Raw genomic sequence first — 6,201 nt, forward strand, 5'->3', positions numbered from 1 at the left:
CCACCTTTCATGCCTTGTGACCGCCTATACTGCGGTTGCGCTCTCTTGCCGTAGCTCCCTCGGTATAGTTCGTGCCTTTTAAAATGGCATTTTTCCCATATTTGTGCTTTATCAAGAGCATTGCTTCCTGCAATGCCCTTTCTTTTTCTTCTGCGTTGTTATCAGCATTTGCCGCTTCCGCCATATCAAACAAGCTTATCTGCTCATAGCTCTCAACTTCGGGGATATCCTCTTCTCTTATGACATTACAGGCGGTCAGATTAAGCCGTCTTGCAAGCAAAGTCTTGTCGATGATCCTGTCAAAAAGAGCCATGGTTGCGTCTATTATTTTTCTGGTCGAGGAAGTGTGCCTGCCTAGATTTTGAGTGCCATGGGCGTGCTTTGGTATCTTCCTGCCATAGTGGTCGCAAACCACCTCGCCCGTATAGTGACCGTCCGCCAAGCTTTCTTTATCATACCCCACAGTGAGAACGATCTGATTTGTCACAACGCCCTTATCCACAAGATCAAGGGACAGCATATCCGCCATTTCCCACAGAATAAGCCTTGTGCGCTCATAATTACACGGCTCTTGCAAGACCTGCCCAGAGGAAATGCTGTTGTTTGAGGGGCGGTATGACTTCACGTCAGGTATGGCGGTAGGCTCGATACCCCATGCGTGGTCGATAAGAAGCTCGGTATTTTTGCCGAAAACCTTGTAAAGCTTCCCTATAAGATAATGGTCCAGCGACCAGCGTGAGATATCCCCCATGGTGTAAATACCAAGCTTTTCAAGGCGGCTTGCTGTGCCTGCGCCCACACGCCAAAAGTCCGTGATAGGGGTATGCCCCCACAGCGTTTCTTTGTAAAGCTGTTCGTTCAGCTCTGCGATACGGACGCCGTTTTTATCCGCAGGGATATGCTTTGCCACAATATCCATTGCCACCTTGCACAGATACATATTCGTTCCAACGCCTGCTGTGGCGGTTATACCTGTAGTTTTCAGCACGTCCAAAATGAGCATTTGTGCAAAGCCACGTCCGTCAACGTTATAAAGCCCGAGATAGCCCGTTGCGTCAATAAAGACCTCGTCGATAGAATAGGCGAAAATATCCTCTGGTGACACATATTTCAGATAAATCCCGTATATTTTTGCGCTCACAGCCAAATATTTCGCCATTTGCGGAGTTGCCACGATATAATCAAGCTCGCAGGCAGGGTCGGATAGCTCCGAATAGATATAGCTTTTCTTTGCAAACTGTCTTTTAGGAGCTTTCTGCAAACGCTCCTTATTGACCTGCTCCACACGCTGAATGACCTCAAAAAGCCTTGCCCTGCCTGAAATACCAAAGCTTTTCAGTGACGGTGACACTGCAAGACATATAGTTTTCTCCGTTCGGCTCTCATCAGCCACCACGAGATTTGTATTCAGCGGGTCAAGCTGTCTTTCCACGCACTCCACCGAAGCATAAAAAGATTTCAGGTCTATTGCAACATAGGTCTTTTCCATAGCATCACCGCCTTTTTCCTTTATGTATAATAGTATACCACGAAACTTTATGTTTTACAATAGAAAATCGAACAAAAGTTCTGAATTTTTAATTAACTCTTTTCATGGCAGTTGACAAAGTAAAAAAACGTCCCCGAGGAAAACTTGGGGACGTTAGTGTTATATTGGGTTTTAAGACGGCATACAATAGTCTACCAAGCTTCACTGTCATAAGGCTCAATAGGAATATTGTAATTCTCTGTTACCTTATAATACTTATCAGTGTCAGTGTCTACCATAAGAACATTTATATCTCCTGTGCTGAGCACATCTCCGTCAATGTAGTAGTGACTCGCTCCGTCATAGTAGATATCGTTAAATCTGCGATCGCCTGAAATCGTGTTGGTATGGACATGCCCTGCCACCACCTTTTTGTCAAGTCCGTGTATCTTGCCAAGCCTGTGGGGATACTGCTCTGTAAAAATATAATCCTCGGTGCAGTATTCCCAAGCATTGCCCGAATCCTCGTCAATGCCTGCGTGGACAAAGATAGTGTTGCCCTCAACGTGATATCTCGGCAGACGTTCAAACCAATATCTATACGAGTCATCAGCGTCATCATATTCGCCGCTGCCAAGCATTTCATTCACCGAAGAAAAACCGCTCATCACCATTTCCTCGTGATTGCCAAGAAGCGCCACCACCTTGTTATGGCCATATGTATTCTGCAAGCCCATAATCTTTTTAAGCACAGCTATATTGTCCTCGCCGCCGTGGATATAATCTCCCAGAAAGATAAGCTTTATGTCAGGCTCGTCAAGGTGGTCAATGACAAGCTCCAAAGCGTCGCAAAGTGCTGAATAACAGCCGTGGATATCACTCATGCAGTATATTTTCATGCTTTTCTCCTTTTGTATCATTAGTTTGGTCGTATTTAGCTATCAGTTTTTCCATGTCCTCAGATCTTGTTTTGACCTTACGCATAACTAGGTCGAGCATTTTTTCAGGTTTTCAAGCTTATCTTTTATATTTTCCTTTTCTGCCATAGTTTGCCCTCCTATAACAATTATCTCTATAATTATATTGTATCACAGGGAATATATCCCTGTCAATCAGCTATGCCACACGAATTATAGTATTTGAAATTATCTTGAAAAAAATATCTCCTTTCTCGCTTGTTTCAGGGGTGATACTGTTATACACAAAGGCTGAAACACAGCCGTCTATGCCGTCGCCTTTCATATCAAGGCACTCACGCTCGGCTTTCCAATCGTTTTTGTTAGGATAAACGCCCCCGCACATACACAATCTGTCAAGCTTTCTGCCGTCCGTCCTGTTGTAGGCCTCTACTCTCCACTTTCTTGCGTCAGCGTCACAGTACATAGAATAATCATCATATATCACCGTCTTTTTGCCCTCCTCGATCATGATGACCTGTGTACCCTTTCTTTGCTCGTCAAATGGCGGAATGTTATCTGACAATGCCATTCTCTCAATGACCTCTGTGTTAAAAATCTTTGTGTTCTTTTTCATAGCCTTACCTCCGTATCAACTCTGTCTTGACCTTATGTGCTTATTATAGCACCTTTAAGGTTCTGTTTACTGTTCCAAAATGGTCTGTGGTGTGTTTTTTGATTTTATTCCCTTTTCAAGCTTCTATATATATTATAGCACCCACTTAGTACAGTTTACCGAACCAATTCGGCACAATTATGATATATTCTTTTTTCCTTATATTTTTTTGCGAGATATTTGATAGTGTATTTCTCATACAATAAACTTTTTTTGCACCTTGTTTTTGCTACAGAAAAATGATATAATAAAAGCAAAAAAAATCGACAAGAAGTGGGGATCAGTTATGATGATAATAAGAGTCATTGTTGCAGGATAGAAAAAATAGTTTGCCAAAATAAATATGACATTTGAATTTTTGAAGCCACGTATTTCAGCGTTGATAATCTAAGACTTGATAATTCAGCTTGAAATTGAATGTACTGAAATTGCAAGAGAATGTGATTTATGAAAAGAGGTCAAGTGCAGTGCCAAACATATGGTACAAAAACAAAGAAACCGATACTATTTGGTGGAAAGATGACCCTACAGTTATCGGAGTGTGGATATTTAGCTTTGACAAAACCACTGAATTTAATATGTTCCATGATTATCCTTATAAATTAACAAAAGAGCAGAAACAGATTTTTGATAAAGAAAATCCCCAATGGGCGGATTTCTTTAAGGATAGAAAATAGCAGATACAAGGTATTCATTTTGTAATTAGATAAATCTCTGATGTACAATATAATAAAAAAAAGCCCACAGACCCGATCACATTGATCGCATCTGTGGACTTTTGAAATTTTACCACACATCGTATATCTTAGCTTTTTCCTCGTTGAAATCATCAGGAAGCGTTCCGATATCCCAGCCGGAATTGGTAGTTTCTATGTAAAGATAATGGCTTCCATTGTAATCATAGTACGTGCCGGGGGCATCGTCTGTCGCCTTTACTCCTATTGCAACGTGTTCAGGAAGCTCGATAAAAATGCAGCCATAGCCAAGCTCTTTGAGCAAAGCTCCCAAAAGTATGGACGAGTCCTCACAATCACCGCACTGGTCATAAAGCGTTTCCAGAGGATATTTAGGAAAATCAGTATATCCCGTTGAGGTCATGTCGTCAACATACTCTATGCTCTGCACGAAATTTGCAGTTTCTCTTATAGTCTCAGATTCGCCATAACCGCATTGGTCGCAAAGGCTTTTTATTTCATCTGCAAGCTGTTTTACGAGCTTATGATTATTGTCGTCACTTACATAGTTATGATAATCTTTCACATATGAGTATCTCAAAAGACTATGATAATATTCATACATATCGTCCTGAATATTCATTGATATTTCAAAGGTATATCGTTTGTCATAGCTCGTCCAGTTAAAAGTCCTTTTCGACCATGTGGGGTCTGCAGGCTGAACATAGTCAGGCTTTCGGTCGTCACGAGGCTCATATCCGTCCTCATCAGTGACTATGGGTGTTTGCTGAGTAACTGCGGTAGTGGTCTGCTGTGTTGTTGTGGTGTATGTGTCGTATGTATTCAATCCCGGTCTTTTCTCTGGATACAGAAATTCATCAATTGTATTGCTAAATGCAAAATATACGCCCACTGCCACACAAATAGTAATAAGTATTTTCTTCATATGTTTGTCCTGGTTTTAGTTGGTTTACGGCTTTTGTCATATATACATTATACTACAAGACGGTATAAAATACAATACTATTAGATATACTTTACTAATTTGTTCTTATTTTTGCTATGGTTTGATATTTAGCTAAATAGTTGATATTTGTGGGGCAGTGGATTTCATTCTCACCTTTCGTGAATTTCTGTTATATTCATAGCATCTGACCTAGCGGAACATTTTTTGTGACAATGAAGATCTATGCCATTGTCGATAGAGTCCCTTATGGCTAGTTTGTGTATGAAAAAAGCACCCGTTAAGGTGCTTGGTTCCGATGTTTGGGTATAAAAATACCGCCCGACCTTAGTCAAGCGGTAAAATTATTTATGCCGTTTCTTTTTATGCGATAAAGAGTTCCGAACCTGTTTCGATATCGCAAGCTTTCAACAGCACAGTTGTACTTTTTGCAATATCTGACGGGTCATTGTATCTTGTCATTGCTACTGAAACGACTTCATATGTCCTGCCACTCTTATCGTACAACTTCGTACCATTTTTGAGCATTTCACACTTGCCGTCCAAAGTAACAGACAACATATCGCCGATTTTAAATACATCAAGAACTTTAAACATATCAGTCGCCTCCTTTTTTCATTATATGCCTTTAATTCACTTTCATACTGTTGCAAAGCAATTTTTGTTTGTTCGACCTCAGTTTCTGTCAACTTATAAGCTTTGTTGTTTCGTAAAAGCTTTTTCTGTGCCTTGATCTCGCAATTAAGTCTTGAAACATAACTTCCGTCATTTTCTCCGTTGCGATATTGTGTTGCGTGGATAAGTTCTTCAAAAACACTGGCTCTGCCTGGATTTTGTTTAAGCAATATGGTCTTGTCATTGTAAGTAATAGCCTCAGCATTCTTACTTTTCAGGTAAGCGTCTGTTTCTTCGGCATAGGCTCAATATAGCCTGCTCTGGTTTTTCTATACATTGCTTCACTTCCTGCATTCATTATACCATATTTTTCGTTTTTGTCAACACCACCGCCATAATACAGTATACAGATTTCTGGAATATAACAAAAAGAGAATTAATTAAAAAGACACAAAAAAGTGATATTTGAAGATAGCCAAGAATTCTTGCAAAATCTTTTTGACATAGCAAAAAAAGAAAGCATATATATTTCCCAGAAAAGGATACAAGCAGCACCACGACAGATCACCATAACACTGTTTATAATTATAAATAAAATTGTATTACTTGATATATTTGTTCAACTTATAAGATAAGAAAATAAATGACATATTATATATTCAAAATAAAGAAGATATATCGTTTTAATGCAAATAATAGTTGTTTATTTTCTATATCACGTTTGCCTTAAAAAAGCAATAGCTCAAGAAGTTTTAAAGATAATGCATTAGAAAGCAACAAATTTTCATTTATATAAACATAAAACTGTAATAAGTAAGCAAATAAATAAGTAATAAGGATAAGTGGCTCAGTTTTATTTGATCATATATACTCAGTATGTTTACTTATTCTTGTTATAAAACAAAATA

The 6,201-nt window shown here is 39.3% G+C and carries 6 protein-coding genes; 1 reads left to right on the top strand and 5 read right to left on the bottom strand.

All coding sequences use genetic code 11. From position 1 onward, the window contains the following. Positions 1 to 7: 7 nt before the first annotated feature. The 3 genes from AB5627_RS04155 to AB5627_RS04165 all read right to left on the bottom strand — a co-directional run bounded on the left by AB5627_RS04155 (position 8) and on the right by AB5627_RS04165 (position 3,001). Entirely contained in the window at positions 8 to 1,489 is a 1,482-nt protein-coding gene (locus AB5627_RS04155; RefSeq protein ID WP_022286815.1) for an impB/MucB/SamB family protein, read from the bottom strand. A 191-nt stretch (positions 1,490 to 1,680) separates the two neighbouring features. Beyond that, entirely contained in the window at positions 1,681 to 2,367 is a 687-nt protein-coding gene (locus AB5627_RS04160) for a metallophosphoesterase (RefSeq protein ID WP_022286816.1), read from the bottom strand. Between the two features lie 217 nt (positions 2,368 to 2,584). Further along, a complete protein-coding gene (locus AB5627_RS04165) occupies positions 2,585 to 3,001 on the bottom strand; it encodes a hypothetical protein (RefSeq protein ID WP_022286817.1) in 417 nt (138 codons plus the stop codon). A gap of 506 nt (positions 3,002 to 3,507) precedes the next feature. Between AB5627_RS04165 and AB5627_RS04170 the strand changes: the two genes are divergently transcribed. Next, a complete protein-coding gene (locus AB5627_RS04170) occupies positions 3,508 to 3,717 on the top strand; it encodes a hypothetical protein (protein ID WP_022286818.1) in 210 nt (69 codons plus the stop codon). A 109-nt stretch (positions 3,718 to 3,826) separates the two neighbouring features. Here the strand turns inward: AB5627_RS04170 and AB5627_RS04175 are convergent, their stop codons facing one another. Together AB5627_RS04175 and AB5627_RS04180 are read right to left on the bottom strand one after the other, a co-directional pair. Continuing rightward, positions 3,827 to 4,660, bottom strand: a complete 834-nt coding sequence (locus AB5627_RS04175; RefSeq protein ID WP_022286819.1) for a hypothetical protein — start codon at positions 4,658 to 4,660, stop codon at positions 3,827 to 3,829. Positions 4,661 to 5,041: 381 nt separating this feature from the next. Next, positions 5,042 to 5,275: a hypothetical protein gene (locus tag AB5627_RS04180; protein ID WP_117865378.1), complete on the bottom strand. Its 234-nt coding sequence runs from the start codon at positions 5,273 to 5,275 to the stop codon at positions 5,042 to 5,044. Between the last annotated feature and the right edge of the window lie 926 nt (positions 5,276 to 6,201).

The organism is Ruminococcus sp. RTP21198st1_G1_RTP21198_201120 (assembly GCF_040924265.1).
In the GTDB taxonomy this organism is placed as follows: Bacteria; Bacillota; Clostridia; order Oscillospirales; family Ruminococcaceae; genus Hominimerdicola; species Hominimerdicola aceti.

Bases quoted from the DNA above. Each gene is read 5' to 3' on its own strand.
- AB5627_RS04155 (WP_022286815.1), bottom strand. From the start codon at position 1,489: ATGGAAAAGACCTATGTTGCAATAGACCTGAAATCTTTTTATGCTTCG.
- AB5627_RS04160 (WP_022286816.1), bottom strand. From the start codon at position 2,367: ATGAAAATATACTGCATGAGTGATATCCACGGCTGTTATTCAGCACTT.
- AB5627_RS04165 (WP_022286817.1), bottom strand. From the start codon at position 3,001: ATGAAAAAGAACACAAAGATTTTTAACACAGAGGTCATTGAGAGAATG.
- AB5627_RS04175 (WP_022286819.1), bottom strand. From the start codon at position 4,660: ATGAAGAAAATACTTATTACTATTTGTGTGGCAGTGGGCGTATATTTT.
- AB5627_RS04180 (WP_117865378.1), bottom strand. From the start codon at position 5,275: ATGTTTAAAGTTCTTGATGTATTTAAAATCGGCGATATGTTGTCTGTT.